Consider the following 18,105-nt stretch of genomic DNA (forward strand, 5'->3'; position numbering starts at 1 on the left):
TTTTTAAGGGTAATTGAAAACCTTGTACAGAAAAAGAGGGTAAAAAGTTGTACAAACTTTTTAAGAGTAGTTGAAAACCTTGTACAGAAAAAGAGGGTAAAAAGTTGTACAAACTTTTTAAGAGTAGTTGAAAACCTTGTACAGAAAAAGAGGGTAAAAAGCTGTACAAACTTTTTAAGGGTAGTTGAAAACCTTGTACAGAAAAAGAGGGTAAAAAATTGTACAGTGTTTTTGTGAGGGAAAAAAAGACTGTACAAAAAAGGAGGCTTCAAAATCCAAAACGCATTATTAAAAAAGAAAAACAATATTTATTAAAGCTTCACGTAAACGAATGATGTGATACTTCATAAAAAAAGTAACACAGTGAAAATCTAAAAGTAATGAATAAGATTAACTTGCTATTTCCAAATCAGTTATTTGAAAGTTCCCCACTTTTTAAAAATAAGGCGCCGTTTTATTTAGTAGAAGAGTATTTATTTTTTAAGCAGTACGCTTTTCATAAGCAAAAAATAGCTTTTCATAGAGCAACAATGAAGCAATATGCTTGCTTTTTAAGAGATCATAAAAATTTTGAGGTTGAATATATCGAAGCATCGGAAGCAGTTTCCGATATCAGAAAGCTTCTTTTTACATTGAAAGAAAAAGGAGTGCAGCAAATTCATTATATAGATCCTATAGATGATTGGCTTCAAAAAAGATTGGATAAAAAAATTGTAGAAAATGGTATGAGCGCAATTAAATATGACTCTCCGTTATTTTTAAATGCAAAAGAAGATTTAAAACCATTTTTTAAAAAGGATAAAAAGAAATTTTATCAAACAGCTTTTTATATAGAAGAACGTAAAAAGAGAAATATACTAATAGATGCAAAAGGAAAACCAATTGGTGGTAAATGGACATTTGATAAAGAAAATAGAAAAAAATATCCTGTAAAAAAACGCCCACCATTGTTAACATACCCAAGAAAATCACCTTCTTATGAGGAAGCAAAGAAGTATGTAGAAAAAGAATTTATAAATAACTATGGAAATCTAACAACAACCCCTTTATATCCAACTAATTTTAAAGAAGCAAAAAATTGGTTAGATCAGTTCTTTCATGTACGATTTGTGGATTTTGGTATTTATGAAGATGCTATTGTAAGAGAAAATTCAATATTAAATCATAGTGTCCTAACTCCAATGTTAAATATTGGTTTAATTACCCCTAAACACATTATAAATAGTTGCTTAAAATATGTGAAGAAGAATAATATTCCAATTAATTCTACGGAAGGCTTTATTCGTCAAATTATAGGTTGGAGAGAGTTTATTAGAGGAATGTATCAGTGTAAAGGAGGAGAAGAGCGGACTACGAATTTTTGGAAATTTAAAAGAAAAATACCAGCCTCATTTTATAAAGGAACTACAGGAATAAAGCCAGTAGATGAAACAATTCAAAAAGTTTTGAAAACAGGATATTGCAATCATATAGAACGCTTGATGATTTTAGGAAATTTTATGATGCTTTGTGAGTTTCATCCCGATGAAGTTTATAAATGGTTTATGACGCTATTTATAGATGCTTATGATTGGGTTATGGTACCAAACATTTATGGAATGAGTCAGTTTTCAGATGGAGGTTTAATGGCAACTAAACCGTATATTAGTGGAAGCAATTATTTAATGAAAATGAGCAATTATAAAAAGGGAGAATGGCAAGCTACTTGGGATGGTCTCTTTTGGAGATTTATGAACAAGTATAGAGGCTTTTTTTTATCAAATCCTAGGTTAAAAATGTTAGTGCATATGTTTGATAAAATGCCTTTAGAAAAACAACAGAAACATATGAAAGAGGGAGAGGAATATTTGACGAGATTATCAGAAATATGCATGAAAGAATACCGTTAATAATGATCTTTTTTACATGATAAAACTATAAGTACTTTTTCTTTTCGTAAAATAACTATATCTTGCAAATTATTATGCATGCATAATAAAACAACAAAACTACAAAAAATGACAAAATACAAACACATCTTTGAACCATTAGACTTAGGTTTTACCACTTTAAAGAATAGAGTTTTAATGGGGTCAATGCATACAGGGCTGGAAGAGGAGAAAGATGGAATCGAAAAAATAGCAGCGTATTATGCAGAACGTGCTCGTGGAGGAGTAGGACTTATTGTTACAGGAGGAATTGCTCCAAATATTCAAGGTTGGACGGCTCCTTTCTCGGCAAGAATGAGTACTAAGAAGCATGCTCGTCATCATAAAGTCATCACAGAAGCCGTGCATAAAGAAGGAGGAAAAATATGTATGCAAATACTACATTCAGGTCGCTATGGATACCACCCAATTACAGTAGCACCTTCAAAAATACAAGCACCAATAAACCCATTTAAACCATTTGAGTTAAAAGCATCAGGAATTCGAAGAACGGTGAATGATTTTGTAAACTGCGCTAAACTATCAAAAGAAGCAGGGTATGATGGAGTAGAAATCATGGGGTCTGAAGGGTATTTGATCAATCAGTTTATTGTAAAAAGAACTAATAGAAGAACAGATAACTATGGAGGAAGTTATGAAAATAGAATTCGCTTAGCAGTAGAAATTGTAAGAAAAACAAGAGAAGCAGTTGGTGAAAACTTTATCATAATCTTTCGTTTGTCAATGCTAGATTTAGTAGCACAAGGAAGTTCTTGGGAAGAAGTAGTCCAATTAGGAAAAGAAATAGAAAAAGCAGGAGCTACTATTATTAATACCGGTATCGGATGGCATGAAGCAAGAATTCCTACAATAGCTACTTCAGTACCTAGAGCGGCTTTTACTTGGGTAACTCAAAAGATGAAAGAAGAATTGTCAATTCCATTAGTAACTTCTAATAGAATTAATATGCCAGAAACGGCTGAAAAAGTTTTGGCAGAAGGGCATGCAGATATGATTTCAATGGCACGTCCATTTTTGGCAGACCCAGAGTGGGTTAATAAAGCAAAAGAAGAGCGAGAAGAAGAAATTAATACCTGTATTGCTTGTAATCAAGCTTGTTTAGATCATGCTTTCCAAAAGAAAGTAGCAAGTTGTTTGGTAAATCCGAGAGCATGCCATGAAACAGAATTAAATTACCATCCAACAAGTAAAAAGAAACGAATAGCAGTAGTAGGAGCAGGACCAGCTGGTTTAGCAGCCTCAACAATAGCTGCTCAACGAGGGCATGAGGTAACACTATTTGATGGAGATAAAGAAGTTGGGGGGCAGTTTAATATAGCCAAACAAATTCCAGGTAAAGAAGAATTTTACGAAACCATTAGATACTTTAGAAAGCAGTTAGAGTTGCATAAAGTAAATGTAAAACTCAATACAAGAGTTTCTGCAGAAGATATAGCCAATGGCAATTTTGACGAGGTTGTTTTAGCTACAGGAATTTCGCCAAGAACACCTCGTATTGAAGGAATAGAACACGAAAAGGTTTTAAGCTATATTGATGTTATAAAACATAAAAAAGAAGTAGGAAAGAGAGTTGCTGTTATTGGAGCAGGGGGTATTGGTTTTGATGTGTCAGAATACTTAGCACATGAAGGTGAAAGTACTTCTCAAAATATAGATGCTTGGTTAAAGGAGTGGGGAATTGATAAAACATTGGAAGCACGTGCAGGAATTGAAGGAGTAACAGCAGCAGTACATCCATCACCACGAGAAATCTTTATGTTTAAGCGTAGTAAAGGAAAATTTGGAGGAAAGTTAGGGAAAACTACTGGATGGATTCATAGAGCTACTTTAAAGAAAAAGAACGTACAGTTTATCAATGAAGTACAGTACACCAAAATAGATGATCAAGGATTGCACTATATTCAAAATGAAGCGCAAAAAGTGCTGGAAGTAGATCATGTCATTATTTGTGCAGGGCAAGTACCATTTAAAGAATTATTAAATCCATTATCAGCAAAAGGTATAAAAGTTCATGTAATTGGAGGAGCAGATGTAGCAGCAGAGTTAGATGCTAAAAGAGCAATTAACCAAGGAAGTAGATTGGCAGCTGAACTATAAGCAAATCTCTACAAATAGAACATAATTTAGAATAACCGAGTAAAAAGTCCTATTTAGATAGGATTTTTTTTATGAACAGTATTCTTCCCTTGAAAGAATAAAATAAATGTCGATATTTGTGGCTAACATTTCGCGTAAGAGATTGAAGTATTGCCAAGCTCCACATAGGAGTAATTACTTAAAATCTTATTCCCCCTAGGATACGCCTAAAAACAAGAAATTATGGCAATGAATAAAAACACAGTACTAAGTTGGGCAACTTTTATAATGATATTGATGGGATTACTGTTGGTAAGTTTAGCAGTATTCAAATATGATGAAATCGCAGGATATGGCTTTGGAGCTGTAGGTCTTGGTTTTTTTGCTAATGCTTGGGTATTCAATGCTTTAAAAGGAAGAGTTTAAAAAATAATTTAGTATATAAAATATTATGTCTGACGATAAAAAAGTCATCTTTTCGATGAACAAGGTCTCAAAGACCTACCAAAGTACAGGAAAACAAGTTTTAAAAGATATTTACCTAAGCTTTTTTTATGGAGCTAAAATAGGAATTCTTGGTTTAAATGGTTCGGGTAAATCTACCTTATTAAAAATCATAGCAGGGGTAGAAAAAAACTTCCAAGGTGATGTGGTTTTTTCACCTGGATATAAGGTAGGCTACTTAGAACAAGAGCCTCAGCTAGATGAATCAAAAACGGTGATGGAAGTTGTAAAGGAGGGAGTGGCAGAAACTGTAGCTGTTTTAGATGAGTATAATAAAATTAACGATATGTTTGGATTGGAAGAGGTATATTCTGATGCTGACAAGATGGAAAAGTTAATGGCTCGTCAAGCAGAATTACAAGATAAAATAGATGCCTCTAATGCTTGGGAGTTAGATACAAAGTTAGAAATAGCAATGGACGCATTACGTACTCCTGACTCTGATAAATTAATAGGAGTTTTATCAGGAGGAGAGCGTCGTAGAGTAGCATTATGTAGGTTGTTATTACAAGAACCTGAAATTTTACTTTTAGATGAGCCTACTAACCATTTAGATGCAGAAAGTGTTCATTGGTTAGAGCAGCACTTAGCCCAATATAAAGGAACTGTGATTGCAGTAACGCATGACCGATACTTTTTGGATAATGTAGCTGGGTGGATTTTAGAATTGGATAGAGGAGAAGGAATTCCTTGGAAAGGTAATTATTCGTCTTGGTTAGACCAAAAGGCATCAAGAATGGCACAAGAAAGCAAAACAGCTTCCAAACGTCAGAAAACTTTAGAAAGAGAGCTTGAATGGGTACGTCAAGGGGCTAAAGGACGTCAAACAAAACAAAAGGCTCGTTTGAAAAGCTATGAAAAGTTAATGAGTCAAGACCAAAAGCAAACAGAAGAAAAATTAGAAATTTATATCCCTAATGGCCCTCGTTTAGGAACGAATGTAATTGAAGCAACAGGGATTTCAAAAGCTTTTGGAGATAAGCTATTATATGACCATTTGGAATTCAATTTGCCGCAAGCAGGAATTGTAGGGATCATAGGACCTAATGGAGCTGGTAAAACAACTATTTTTAAGATGATAATGGGAGAAGAAACTCCTGACGGAGGAAGCTTTAAAGTAGGAGAAACAGCAAAAATAGCTTATGTAGATCAGGCACATGCTAATATAGATCCGGAAAAGTCTATTTGGGAAAACTTTTCAGATGGGCAAGATTTGGTAATGATGGGAGGAAAACAAGTAAATTCCAGAGCTTATTTGAGCCGTTTTAATTTTGGAGGCAGCGAGCAAAACAAAAAAGTGAGTACACTTTCAGGAGGAGAACGCAATAGGTTGCATTTAGCCATGACATTAAAAGAAGAAGGAAACGTATTATTACTAGATGAGCCTACCAATGATTTAGATGTAAATACATTGAGAGCTCTTGAAGAAGGCTTGGAGAATTTTGCAGGGTGTGCGGTAGTGATTTCTCATGATAGATGGTTTTTAGATCGTATTTGCACGCATATCTTAGCCTTTGAAGGAAATAGCGAGGTGTATTTCTTTGAAGGGTCTTTTTCAGATTATGAAGAAAATAAAAAGAAACGTTTAGGAGGAGATTTAATGCCAAAGCGTATCAAATACAGAAAGTTAATCAGATAAGGAATAATTCTACTTATAAGGATATATAAAAAAGCCATCAGATATTTTAATCTCTGATGGCTTTTCTAATAGAAAATACTTTGAAGAATTAGGCCAAATTGAAAGAAATTTTAATTCCTTCAATAACCATACTTGTACCAATAATAGCAATAATCAATCCCATAATCTTACCAATTACAGAAATAACATTATCTCCTATTTTTTTAGCAATTAAATCGCTTATACTAAATGTAATATAAGTTAATAAACACATAAATCCGAAAATAAGGATCACTAAACCTATATGTACATATGTTGAATTGGCAACAAAATTCATTGCTGTAACAATAGTTCCGGGGCCAGCAAGAATAGGAATCGCTAAAGGAGAAACAGCAATGTTTTCATCAATATTTGCTTCCTTTAAATTCCTAACGTTAGATTTTTTAGACTGTAACATTTCGAAACCTACATAAAAAATTAAAATTCCCCCCGTAATTTTAAAAGCAGGTATTGTAATTCCAAATAATTCAAAGATAAACTTACCTAATAAAGAGAAAGCAGTAATGATAATGAAGGCTATGATTACTGCCTTCTTATTTATTTTTTGCTTTGTCTCTTTATCGGCTCCTTGTACTAAAGATAAAAAAATAGGCATATTAGAAATAGGATTCATAATAGCAAAAAAACCTGTAAATACAGTAATTGAAAATGTTAAGAGGTGTTCCATTAAATGAGATATTGTTATAAGTTATTTGATAATTTAATCATGTGTGTTTTGAAGAAGGGGGAGTTGAGTTTAGAAAAAAGAATTAGATTTTTTTTTATACATTTAAGATTCATAAAAGTTTATCTTATAAAGAGTTATATGTTTAGCGCAAATATACTAGATTTTATACAATGAAAGCTTTTACTTTTTGGCAGGATGTAATTGGGGTTTAATGATATTAAAAAATAAGGAAATATGGAATTAAAAGGTAAAGTGGTTTTGGTAACGGGGGAGCATCTGGCATAGGAAAAATTATAACGCGTTTGATGTTAGAAAGAGGAGCAAGTGTAATTATTTGGGATATAAACAAGTCTAAAATAGCAGCAACAATTTTAGAATTTTCAGAATTAGGAAAGCTTATAGGTTTTAATTTAGATGTTTCTAAGCTCGAAGAAGTGCAAGAAATAGCTAAAGAAGTAAGATTAAATTACGGTAGTATTGATGTACTGATAAATAATGCAGGAATTGTTATAGGGAAGTATTTTCATGAACATTCCGCATCCGATATTATCAGAACAATAAACATTAATGCAAAGGCTCCTATGTTGGTTACTATGGAGTTTTTACAAGGAATGCTAGCTAAAAATTCAGGGCATATTTGCAATATAGCTTCCTCGGGAGGCTTGGTATCAAATCCTAAAATGTCAGTGTATGTAGCTAGTAAATGGTCTTTGATAGGTTGGTCTGATAGCTTGCGACTAGAAATGAAACAGTTAGGCAAAAGCATTGGCGTAACGACTATCATGCCATATTATATTAATACAGGAATGTTTGAAGGTGTACAATCAAAAATCCCCATATTAAATCCAGAAGCAGCAGCACTTACCATTGTCAAAGCGATCGAAAAAAATAAAAGAATGCAAACAATACCGGGCTATCTTTACAGGCTTACTAGGTTAGGGCAAGCAATAATGTCTATAGATGTATTTGATTGGTTTGCAGGTAGTCTATTAGGTATTTATAAGACAATGAGCAATTTTAAAGGTCGCAAAAAATAATGTCAATTAAGATTTAAAAAGCAATTTAAGATAACGTTATCTCCTAATAGGGAAGGGAAAAAACTTTTTATTTCGGCAATTTTCCATGGTAAACGGTACAAGATAAAATAAATAAAGGCTATTTAAATAGCCTTTATTTATTTTACTTAGTAATTTACATACTTAGTAATTTCTAGGCCATAACCAATCATTCCTACACGCTTGGTTTGTTGAGAATTAGAAACTAATTGCAGTTTATGAATGTGCAAGTCATGCAAAATTTGAGCCCCTATTCCAAAATCTTTATTATCTAAAGTAATACTAGGAGCCTTCATTGCTCCTTTAGCTTGATTTTTCTTTAAAATATGGAGTCTGTTTAACAAGTTTAAGGATTGGCTTTGTTGATTTATAAACACAATTGCACCTTTACCTTCATCATTGATAATCTTAAACATCTGGTCCAGTTTTTTATCTGCATTATTCGTTAGCGTTCCAAGAATATCATTATTAACTAAGGTAGAGTTTATTCTAGTTAATACAGGTTCATCTTTAGACCAAGTTCCTTTCGTTAAGGCAATATGTATTTGATCGTTTGTTGTTTGTTTATAGGCTCTTAAACGAAACTCTCCAAAACGAGTTTCAACATTAAAATCCTCCTTTTTTTCTATTAAAGAATCATGCTCCATTCTATACGCAACCAAATCTTCAATAGAAACAATCTTTAAATCAAATTTTTTAGCTACTTCTATCAATTGAGGCAAGCGTGCCATAGAGCCATCTTCATTCATTATTTCAACGATAACTCCAGCAGGTTGTAATCCTGCTAAACGTGCAAAATCAATGGCAGCCTCTGTATGCCCAGTTCTTCTTAAAACACCACCTTCTTTAGCGCGTAAAGGAAAAATGTGACCAGGTCTTGCCAAATCAAAAGGTTTGGTTTCTTCACTGATAAGAGCTTGAATTGTTTGGGCTCTATCCGAGGCAGAAATCCCCGTAGTAACCCCTTTACCTCTTAAATCAACAGAAACAGTAAAAGCCGTTTCCATAGGATCCGTATTATTATGAACCATCATTTCTAACTCCAGTTCCTTACAGCGCTTTTCAGTCAAAGGAGTACATATTAATCCTCTACCATGAGTAGCCATAAAGTTAACCATTTCAGGAGTTATTTTTTCTGCAGCAGCAATAAAATCTCCTTCGTTTTCACGGTTTTCATCATCAACTACAATGATTACTTTACCATTTCTTATATCCTCTATAGCTTCTTTAATTGTATGAAGTTGTGTGTTATTTTGTGTTATTGTCATCATGGTGCTGTTTTTCTTTTGAAGAAAAAATATTTTTAAAAAAGGTACTTATTGGAGCTGAAAAACTATTAATGTCAAATAGCCCTTTGTCTTTAGCGGCACGAGTTGTTAAAACTAAAGCAAAAGGAAGCATTAATACAAATGATAGCCACGAGCCAATAATTGCCGTTATGGAACTTTCTTCCGCTAAGTTTCGTCCAAAGGTATTAGAGAAAAAATACAGAACATAAATTCCAATAGCAAGAACCATTGGCAATCCCATTCCGCCTTTTCTTATAATAGAACCTAAGGGAGCTCCAACAAAAAATAAAAGCAAACAAGAAAAAGAAAAAGCTACTCTATTATAAAACTCTATATCATATAGATTTAAGATCTTCCTTTTAAATTTTAAATTATCCTTATTTGAATTTATATTATTAATGGTTCTATCTATTTTGGAAGTAGTATTATTGAATATATTAATTTTCTCCTTAAGGTCGAAATTGTCAAGAATATTCATAGACAATCTTTTATCTATTAAAGAGTCAGGGTATTTGTATAATTCCTTCGCATTGGAATTTAAGTACAAGCTTTTCGCTTTTGTAATAATATATTCGTCATAGTTAACCTTCATACTAGGAAGTGTATCTTTCAATTGGGATAAACTAAGCATGTTAAAGTTTTTTGTGTATTTCTCATCAGTCAAACTGCCTTTAGTAAGAGAAGAAATATCAATGTTAATGGTATATTCGTCGAAGTCTGCATGAGAAGCAGGCATTTTTTGTCGCTTTTTGAAGGAAGTGTTATTTTTATTATGTGCTTCGAAATAATAACCATCTCTTAATACAAGGGTGAGGTAACGACTACCTTCTTCGGAAATCAATTCTCCTCGTTTAGCGGTAATTATTTTTTGATTTCCTTTTCTGCTTGATAAATCATAAATAATAATATTTTTGAGTAAGTTTCCTTCCTCACCATATTTTTCATCAAATTTTATTTGATAATTAGGTATTTCAGTATTAAAACTTCCAGGAACTAATGCCAATGAAGGCTGTTTCTTTTTAACATTAACTTTTAAATTGATCTGTTTTAAAACAGCATATGGATATACATTGTTTAGAAATAGAAAGTTCACAACACTCAAACCTAAAGCTAAAAAAACAAGTGGTTTAACCAAGCGTTGTAGAGAAATTCCAGCAGATTTAGCTGCGGCAAACTCATAATTTTCAGACAAGCTTCCTAAAGTCATAATAGATGATAATAAGATGCCGATGGGCAAGGCTTGTGGAATAACTAAGAGTGCTGTGTACCATAAGAAGGTTAAGATGATACCAAAACTAATTCCTTTTCCAGCAAAATTATCAAATGTAAGCCATAAGGCTTGCATTACTAATACAAATAGTATGATTAGAAAAGTTGCTAAAAAAGGAATTAAGAAGCTTTTTAGTATGTATTTGTCTAAAGTTTTCACAAAAGCAAAGGTAGTAGGTTAGTTTGATAAATACACCAAAGTTTTGTTAATAGATATGATAATTTAATTAACAAAACTTTGAAAGTTAATCGATAGAGTAACCTTGTTTGAGATATTTAGATTTATCAAAAGAAAATAGCTTTTCAGAAATTGGCTGATTGCTTTTGAATTTTGTAATAGTAAATGTTGTTTTAGATCCGTTAGAACCAATTTGGATTAGTTGGTAAATATGTTTTGTTTTTGCGTCAACACCTAATTGTACTTCAACAATATCAGAATTACTATCAATAGGAGTTAATTTAATGAACTGTATTTTACGCCCGTTTTTATTTTCTAGTTTTCCCATTGAAAAGTTATAACCTTCTTTATAAAAAGTTAATAATTTAGAAGGATATATAAAACCATCTTCTTCATCTAAGTTACCGTTGCTAACATTTATTTCTTTTTCTTCTTGATTGATTACAGCTAGCGTTCTTCCATCAAAAATAAAATCGTTTCCTAGATATTGAAGATTGTATTTTTCTCCAGCTAATGTTATGTTTCCACGAATAGGAGGATCATTCGTAATACCTGCTTCTTCGTTAACAAGTGTAGAGTTAAAGCCAATATGCATATTTTTATAAGCTCCCATTTTTACAGAAACTTCATCTAATATTTCTTTGGCTTTTGTTGACGATCCTTGCGCTATTGCATTTAAACTAATAAATAATCCTAAAAATAATATGCTTAATTTATTCATTTCTTATGTTTTCTCTATTACAGAGTTTATTGGTTATTAATTTTTTTCGTTTTCTAATAATTGTTCAAGAGCCACAAAATCAGGAATTAGTACCTGCCTAGCTTTACTTCCTTCAAAAGGGCCAACAATACCAGCTGCTTCTAATTGATCTATTAACCTACCAGCTCTATTGTACCCTAATTTTAGCTTTCGCTGTAAGAGAGAAGCTGATCCTTGCTGGGCTGTTACAATTATTTCAGCGGCTTCTTTGAACAATTTATCTCTATCTGAAATATCAATATCAAGATTTGTGCCACCTTCTTCTCCAACATATTCAGGGAGCAAGTATGCTTCAGGATATGCCCTTTGAGATCCAATAAAATCAGTTATTTTTTCCACCTCAGGAGTATCTACAAAAGCACATTGGATACGGGTAATATCATTTCCTCCAGAGTATAGCATATCTCCTCTACCAATTAATTGATCGGCGCCAGGAGCATCCAAAATTGTTCGTGAATCTATTTTAGACGTTACTCTAAATGCAATTCTAGCAGGAAAGTTCGCTTTGATAATTCCTGTAATCACATTTACGGAAGGCCTTTGCGTAGCAACAATTAAATGGATACCAATTGCACGTGCTAATTGAGCCAAACGAGCGATAGGCGTTTCTACTTCTTTTCCAGCAGTCATTATTAAATCGGCAAATTCATCAATAACTAAAACAATATAAGGCAAGAATCGATGTCCGTTATCAGGATTTAACTTTCGTGCTTTGAATTTTGTGTTGTACTCTTTTAAATTACGAACCATAGCCGTTTTTAATAGGTCGTAACGGTTGTCCATTTCAATACATAATGAATTTAATGTATTTACCACTTTGGTGGTATCTGTAATAATGGCATCGTCTGTGTCAGGCAGTTTGGCCAAATAGTGACGCTCAATTTTATTAAAGAGAGTTAATTCTACTTTTTTAGGATCTACCAGTACAAATTTGACTTCTGCTGGGTGTTTTCTATATAGCAAAGAGGTTAAAACAGCATTTAAACCTACAGATTTACCTTGCCCCGTAGCTCCCGCCATTAATAGGTGAGGCATTTTAGCCAAATCAACAACCAATGTTTCATTAGCAATTGTTTTTCCTAGAGCAATAGGCAACTCCATTTGTGATTCTTGGAACTTTTTAGAGGTAATGGCTGAATGCATTGATACAATTGTTGATTTTGTATTTGGCACCTCAATTCCAATAGTTCCTTTTCCAGGTATTGGAGCTATAATACGGATTCCGAGAGCAGATAGAGAAAGCGCAATATCATCCTCCAAGTTTTTGATTTTAGAGATACGGATTCCTGCTTCTGGCACAATTTCATATAAAGTAATGGTAGGACCAACAGTCGCTTTTATTTGAGCGATACCTATTTTATAGTTTTTTAGAGTTTCTACAATCCTATTCTTATTAGCTTCTAATTCTTCTGGATTGATAGAAATACTTTCATTGTATTGTTTTAGTAAATTAAATGTAGGAAATTTATATCCTCCTAGTTCTAGTTTCGGATCAAATTCACCAAAATCTTTAACTAACCTATCGGATAAATTTTCAGTAACACTTTTTTCTTCAGCCACTTTTTCAATAGCTATTTCTACTTCTTTTTTGGTTTCTTCAGAAATGATGATATTGTTGTCTGAAGTAACTTTTTCAGTTATTTCGAGAGAGAGAGAAGAGTCTTCTGTAGCTGAAACCTCTGAGTGTTTAGTAATTGTAGGTTGTAAATTTTCTATGGATAATTCAAAATCTGATTTTTCTTTTTGTTCGTCTAAATCTTTGGAAATAACGTCTTTCTCTTCGTTAATAGTTTGAGGTTCAGTTTCTATGGTGTCCCTTTCTATAAGGGATGTTTCTACCTTAGTAGCTTCCTTAGCAATTTTTCTCTTTTTTAAAGTGTCGCTAATTAATTCTGGAGTAATTTTGAATCGGATGATAATATAGGTGATAAAAAAGAAAAATAATACAATAGCTAGCCCTGTTTTTCCAAGGAACTTTTGTAGATAATCGTTTATTTCGTATCCAATAGTTCCTGATAATAGGGCGTATTTTTGATTAATAAACCCTAAGGAAATTGACAGCCAAAGCATTGCAGATAGCCCCCAGTTCCAAGAAGTAATTATGTTTTTAACACGAGTATGAGATAACCAATATACTCCTGTTAAAAAGAACAGAAAAGGAAGCGTAAAAGCCCCTAGACCAAATCCGTCATAAATAAAGAAGTGACTTAGCTTAGCTCCAATTTTACCTAGTAAGTTTTTTGAAAGTATTGTTTTATCTCCAAATTGATTGAGGGTACTTTGATCTTGCTGCCAAGAGAAAAAGAAGGAAATAAAGGCGATGCATAAAAATAGCGCAAATAAAATTAAGAAGGCCCCTAAAATGGTTTGCGTTTGGCGATCTTTTAAAAAAGCAGTGACTTGCTTAATTATTGATTTTTTTCCCTCAGTTCTTTTTGAAGATGTTTTCTTTTTTGTCATTCAGTAGTTTAAAAAATTATGGCGTATGAGTATAAAGTTTTTTTAAAATAAGAAAGTTATCTTTGGAAGATAGATGATGGCTGCAATAACCAATGAAATCAATGCCGCAATAGCAGGAGCACCAGCAGCAATATCTTTTATCAATCCTATTTTTTCATGATAATCAGGATGTATGAAATCAGCAATTTCTTCTACGGCAGTGTTGGTTGCTTCGGCAATTAAAACCAAACCGATAGCAAGGCATTGAATCATCCATTCTGTAGTAGATATATTAAAAAAGTATCCAGCAAACGTTGCTAGTATAGCCATTGAAAATTGTACCTTAATACTATCTTCAGTAGTAAGAAGTATCCATAAGCCTTTGAATGCAAATTTGATACTTCTTAACCTACCTTTGATAAAACCATCATTTGGGTTTTTCATAATTATAATGCCTTTAAAGCAGTTTCATAGTTAGGTTCATTAACTGTTTCTGTTACTTGTTCTGTATATATTACATTTCCTGCTGTATTTATAATAACAATAGCACGAGAATGTAATCCAGTTAAAGGACCACTTGTTATTTCTAGTCCATAATTTTTACCAAACTCTCCAGTTGCATAATCTGATAGCATAATTACATTTTCAATACCTTCTGCTCCACAAAAACGAGATTGAGCAAAAGGTAAATCTCTAGAAATACATAGTATTGTAGTGTTTTCTAAAGAAGCAGCTTCCTTGTTAAAATTTTTTACAGAAGCAGCGCAAGTGCCTGTATCTACACTAGGAAAAATGTTAAGAATTAGATTTTTCCCTTCGAAATCAGCCAGCGATTTACGAGATAAATCAATTGCAGCTAATGAAAAATCAGGTGCTTTTTCTCCTGTTTTAGGCAGGTTGCCGTTGGTTTCTATAGGGTTTCCTTGTAATGTTATTGTTGCCATTATTTTAAAATTTTAGAACTTCAAAAGTAATTATTTTTATCTAAAAAATAGCTTTGACTTGGGGTTAACTGAACATGAAATAAACTATCTTCGCATCGTTAAAATTATAGTTAGCATTGAATTTATTAAGATACACATCAGAATTTAAACAAAATTTGAGGATTGCTTATCCCGTAATGCTAGGCCAACTTGGGCATGTTTTGGTGGGATTAGCAGATAATTTAATGGTAGGTAAATTAGGGGCTCCCTCTTTGGCGGCGGTTTCTTTAGGAAATGGGATTATTTTTATAGCTCTTTCGTTAGGAATCGGTTTTACATTTGCAATTACCCCTTTAATAGCAGAAGCAGATGGAGAGAAAAATGTAGAAAAAGGACGTAGTTATTTTCAGCATGGAGTCTTCTTGTCTATTATTTTAGGAGTCTTATTATTTCTAGTCTTATTATTAGCGAAGCCCGTTTTGTACTATATGAAGCAACCTATAGAAGTGGTTGAATTGGCAGTGCCTTATTTTGAGGTAGTTGCTTTTTCAATGATTCCATTAATGATTTTTCAAGGGTTTAAACAGTTTGCGGATGGACTATCTTTAACTAAATATGCTATGCAAGCTACGATCATAGCAAATATAATAAATGTTATTTTTAATTATTTGTTGATTTATGGAATTTGGGTTTTTCCAAAGATGGGAATTGTAGGAGCTGCTTATGGTACTCTATTTTCTCGTTTTGCAATGCTAGCTCTTTTAATAGTTATCATGAAATCGAAAGCTATTTTTGCCCCTTATTTGAAAGGTTTTTCATTGTTAGAAATTAAAGAAAAGATACTTCAAAGAATTTTTAATTTAGGATATCCAACGGCTTTGCAAATGTGGTTTGAGGTAGGTATTTTCTCTTCAGGTATTTTTTTAGCGGGTGCAATAGGTACTAAAGCGCAAGCAGCAAATCAAATAGCATTAAACTTGGCGTCAATGACTTTTATGATTGCCGTAGGTTTAGGAGTTACTGCTACTATTAGAGTAGGAAACCAGAAAGGATTGAAGAATTATAAAGAATTACGTAGAATAGCCTTATCCATATTTGTATTAATGGCAGCAATTGATTTGCTTTTTGCAGGTGGATTTATTCTAATGAAAAATATATTGCCAACATTTTATATTCATGATGTAGAAGTAATAGAAGTAGCGGCAACGTTGATTGTAATAGCAGGCTTTTTTCAATTATCAGATGGAATTCAAGCAGTCGTTTTAGGAGCGCTTCGAGGTTTGCAGGATGTGAAAATTCCTATGCTAATTACCTTTGTAGCTTATTGGGTAGTTGGTTTTCCTATTTGTTATTACTTAAGCTTGAAAACAGATTTGAAGGCGATAGGTATTTGGATAGGTTTGCTAATATCTCTGACTGTTTCTGCAATATTATTATATATTCGCTTTCATCAACTTACTAAAAAATTAATTCAGACAAAAAAATATAATGAAATTACCTAAATTTTTACTAGCAGATAATAGCAATTATCCAGAAGATGTTTTTGTATTACATACCGAATTCCCTCGTTTTTTAATGAACTTGAAAAATGATGATGTTGAGTGGTTTGATGATTTGGTAGGAACTGATGAAAACGAAATGGCAAATGAAGTTGCTACTTTAATGGATCAAGCAGGTGAGTTTTATGATGAAGAAATGAAAAGCTTAGAATAAGTAGCTATTAGATAACAGCATTTTCAAGAATCGCAAAAGTTTTAGCATCAGGATTAATTTCTGCCTTGATCCCATATGGAATTGTAAAAGTAGGGCAGGTGTGCCCAAAATCAGCTTCAGTGATAATGGGTAATTCCGTTAATCCTGCTTCTTTTTTAATAACTTGAATGATTGCTTCTTCATATTCTTTTACATATTTATTATGATATGGTCTTCCTATGAGTAGTCCATTTATGTTATGTAAAATACCTGAAGCTGCATAATTTCTTAAGATTTGTAAAAATAAATAAGGAGGCATCATGGATTCGGATGTTTCAATAAACATTATTGTACCCTTCCACTGTGCTGGGCTTACCCAGATGGCTGTGTCTTTTAAAGTTTCTAAAACATCATAGCAACCTCCTAATAGAGTACCTGTTGCTATTTTTGTTCCTTGCAGGAATTTCCAACCAGAAGACTGTATTAGTTTTCTAGATAGATTTTGATTTTTAGGGAGATTCCATTCGAGTCTTTCAGAGGTCCATCCATTAGTATTAGGGAGGATAATACCATTGGGAGCATTCGAAAATAGTGTTCTTTTAATATCTTTAATCTGATAAGAGTGCATGCCGTTATTCTCAGCAAAACCAACAAGGGTTGACGTACCATAAAAAGAGGTAACACCTGCTTTATAAAAGCAGAAATGAGTGACTGTAGCGTCAGAAAAGCCAATAAAAATTTTAGGATTATTTTTTATAATATCAAAATTGATATAAGGAAGGATTCGAATACTATCATTACCTCCAATATTCGAGAAAATAGCTTTGATAGAAGCATCTTCAAGTGCTTCCATTAAATCTTCTGCTCTTGCTTTTGGATTTTCGTAAATCCATTTGGCAGATCTTAAGGCATGCTTTGTTTCCGTAACTTCAAGTCCAAATACTTCTTGAATTTGCTTTTTACCAATGTTATAGCGGTGAGGAATTTCTCCAGCACCTCCCCATGATAGTGATATGGTTGCGATTTTGTCTCCTTTTTGTAATTTTTTTGGCTTTATCATTTTTATCTAAAATATGGAAAGGGTGTTATTTAATAAAGAAAGTTTTTATGAACTCCATTCGCTTTTTAATATAGCATATATAGCAACGTTTATTTTTACGTTGTCTTTTATTTCATGTTCTCTCATGGTGCCTTCGTAAGTGAAATTTACTTTTTTCAATGCATTTTTACATTTGATATTATCACTAAGTACATAGCCTTCAATCCTATTTAGGTTTAGTTTTGTAAAACCAATTTGGAATAATTGAGGCATAACCTCTTTCAAAATGCCTTTTCCCCAATATTCTTTTAGCAACCAGAAGCCAATTTCGGCTTTTTTATGTTTTTTATTAATGTCATTAAAGCCACCAGCACCGCAGAATTGTTGGTTTATTTTGTCATAAATTCCCCACCATATCCCTGTTCCATTTTCTTTGAGGTTTTGATACCATTTCATTTGTGTTTTAGTTTCTTCTAAAGTAGAAAAATGAACGTCGTAATATCGTGTAATATCAGTGTCAGACAATCCTTTGTGAATATTATTAATGTCAGATGCCACGATTTCCTTTAAAAAATAGTTAGCTGTGCTCATTTGCTTTTTAGTAAAGA

Annotated in this window: 16 protein-coding genes; 7 read left to right on the plus strand and 9 right to left on the minus strand. The window is 32.7% G+C overall.

The features are described from left to right. The first annotated feature begins 380 nt into the window (after window positions 1-380). The 4 genes from MARIT_RS06090 to ettA all read left to right on the plus strand — a co-directional run bounded on the left by MARIT_RS06090 (window position 381) and on the right by ettA (window position 6,147). Window positions 381-1,889 (plus strand): cryptochrome/photolyase family protein, encoded by a 1,509-nt coding sequence (locus MARIT_RS06090; protein WP_100211057.1) that lies wholly within the window; start codon window positions 381-383, stop codon window positions 1,887-1,889. A 108-nt stretch (window positions 1,890-1,997) separates the two neighbouring features. Then, window positions 1,998-4,025: an oxidoreductase gene (locus MARIT_RS06095; RefSeq protein WP_024741221.1), complete on the plus strand. Its 2,028-nt coding sequence runs from the start codon at window positions 1,998-2,000 to the stop codon at window positions 4,023-4,025. Between the two features lie 228 nt (window positions 4,026-4,253). Next, the gene (locus tag MARIT_RS06100; protein ID WP_197706286.1) at window positions 4,254-4,430 is read left to right on the plus strand and encodes a CAL67264 family membrane protein; all 177 of its coding nucleotides are present in this window, start codon (window positions 4,254-4,256) and stop codon (window positions 4,428-4,430) included. A 25-nt stretch (window positions 4,431-4,455) separates the two neighbouring features. Next, window positions 4,456-6,147 (plus strand): energy-dependent translational throttle protein EttA, encoded by a 1,692-nt coding sequence (ettA, locus tag MARIT_RS06105; RefSeq protein WP_100211058.1) that lies wholly within the window; start codon window positions 4,456-4,458, stop codon window positions 6,145-6,147. Between the two features lie 88 nt (window positions 6,148-6,235). Here the strand turns inward: ettA and MARIT_RS06110 are convergent, their stop codons facing one another. Continuing rightward, entirely contained in the window at window positions 6,236-6,853 is a 618-nt protein-coding gene (locus MARIT_RS06110) for a MarC family protein (protein WP_100211059.1), read from the minus strand. 305 nt (window positions 6,854-7,158) lie between these two features. On the opposite strand from MARIT_RS06110, the gene MARIT_RS06115 reads away from it, so the two are divergent. Continuing rightward, entirely contained in the window at window positions 7,159-7,890 is a 732-nt protein-coding gene (locus MARIT_RS06115) for an SDR family NAD(P)-dependent oxidoreductase (protein ID WP_174683263.1), read from the plus strand. Window positions 7,891-8,036: 146 nt separating this feature from the next. Here the strand turns inward: MARIT_RS06115 and ribB are convergent, their stop codons facing one another. The 6 genes from ribB to tpx form a co-directional block, all read right to left on the minus strand. After that, entirely contained in the window at window positions 8,037-9,179 is a 1,143-nt protein-coding gene (ribB, locus tag MARIT_RS06120; protein ID WP_024741216.1) for a 3,4-dihydroxy-2-butanone-4-phosphate synthase, read from the minus strand. Next, the gene (locus MARIT_RS06125; RefSeq protein ID WP_024741215.1) at window positions 9,157-10,626 is read right to left on the minus strand and encodes an LptF/LptG family permease; all 1,470 of its coding nucleotides are present in this window, start codon (window positions 10,624-10,626) and stop codon (window positions 9,157-9,159) included. Before MARIT_RS06125 ends, ribB begins: the two co-directional genes overlap by 23 nt. Before the next feature lie 85 nt (window positions 10,627-10,711). Further along, window positions 10,712-11,365, minus strand: coding sequence for a LolA family protein (locus tag MARIT_RS06130; protein WP_024741214.1), 654 nt, complete (start codon window positions 11,363-11,365; stop codon window positions 10,712-10,714). Window positions 11,366-11,401: 36 nt separating this feature from the next. After that, complete coding sequence (locus MARIT_RS06135) at window positions 11,402-13,864, minus strand: DNA translocase FtsK (protein WP_024741213.1); 2,463 nt, start codon at window positions 13,862-13,864, stop codon at window positions 11,402-11,404. Window positions 13,865-13,906: 42 nt separating this feature from the next. Continuing rightward, window positions 13,907-14,287 carry a diacylglycerol kinase family protein gene (locus MARIT_RS06140; protein WP_024741212.1) on the minus strand — a complete coding sequence of 127 codons (381 nt, stop codon included), beginning with the start codon at window positions 14,285-14,287 and terminating at the stop codon, window positions 13,907-13,909. A gap of 2 nt (window positions 14,288-14,289) precedes the next feature. Further along, window positions 14,290-14,787, minus strand: coding sequence for a thiol peroxidase (gene tpx, locus MARIT_RS06145; protein WP_024741211.1), 498 nt, complete (start codon window positions 14,785-14,787; stop codon window positions 14,290-14,292). Between the two features lie 116 nt (window positions 14,788-14,903). Here tpx and MARIT_RS06150 point away from each other — a divergent pair, with 116 nt between their 5' ends. Beyond that, entirely contained in the window at window positions 14,904-16,268 is a 1,365-nt protein-coding gene (locus MARIT_RS06150) for an MATE family efflux transporter (RefSeq protein WP_024741210.1), read from the plus strand. Beyond that, window positions 16,255-16,479 carry a hypothetical protein gene (locus MARIT_RS06155; protein ID WP_024741209.1) on the plus strand — a complete coding sequence of 75 codons (225 nt, stop codon included), beginning with the start codon at window positions 16,255-16,257 and terminating at the stop codon, window positions 16,477-16,479. The genes MARIT_RS06150 and MARIT_RS06155 overlap by 14 nt, the downstream gene beginning before the upstream one ends. A 7-nt stretch (window positions 16,480-16,486) precedes the next feature. Here MARIT_RS06155 and MARIT_RS06160 read toward each other — a convergent pair whose 3' ends face one another. Both MARIT_RS06160 and MARIT_RS06165 read right to left on the minus strand, forming a co-directional pair. Continuing rightward, on the minus strand, window positions 16,487-17,518 hold the full coding sequence (locus MARIT_RS06160) for a S66 family peptidase (protein ID WP_262906646.1): 1,032 nt from the start codon (window positions 17,516-17,518) through the stop codon (window positions 16,487-16,489). Between the two features lie 45 nt (window positions 17,519-17,563). Next, entirely contained in the window at window positions 17,564-18,088 is a 525-nt protein-coding gene (locus MARIT_RS06165) for a GNAT family N-acetyltransferase (protein ID WP_100211061.1), read from the minus strand. Between the last annotated feature and the right edge of the window lie 17 nt (window positions 18,089-18,105).

The organism is Tenacibaculum maritimum NCIMB 2154 (assembly GCF_900119795.1).
GTDB lineage: Bacteria > Bacteroidota > Bacteroidia > Flavobacteriales > Flavobacteriaceae > Polaribacter > Polaribacter maritimus.